General features: G+C 65.4%; 1 pseudogene. It reads left to right on the top strand.

Features of this window, described 5'->3' with window-relative positions:
- A pseudogene (locus G5A07_RS21375) lies at positions 1–263 on the top strand (hypothetical protein); the annotation flags it as partial.

Raw genomic sequence — 263 nt, 5'->3', positions numbered from 1 at the left:
ATCTGCTGCTGGTCTGGGAGGAACAATACGCGACCGCCCCTGCCGGTGCCGCTGATCAGACGCAGCTGCCGACGCAGAACTTCCAGTTCCGTGCGGCACGCCCCAGTGTGAACTTCGACAGCATCGTTGGTCAGGAGACCCTCAAGAGCGATATGCGCCGTGCGCTGTCGGCCTGGCAAGAGAAATCGGGCAATGGCGTCCTGCTGTTCGGCCCTCCTGGCGGCGGCAAGAGCCTCATGGCCAGCGCCCTGGCTGGGCAGGCC

The organism is Stenotrophomonas sp. AS012628 (assembly GCF_010608305.1).
Classification (GTDB): domain Bacteria; phylum Pseudomonadota; class Gammaproteobacteria; order Xanthomonadales; family Xanthomonadaceae; genus Stenotrophomonas; species Stenotrophomonas geniculata.
Note: the sequence above shows the minus strand (reverse complement) of the source record. Positions and strands in the feature narration are given on the sequence as shown.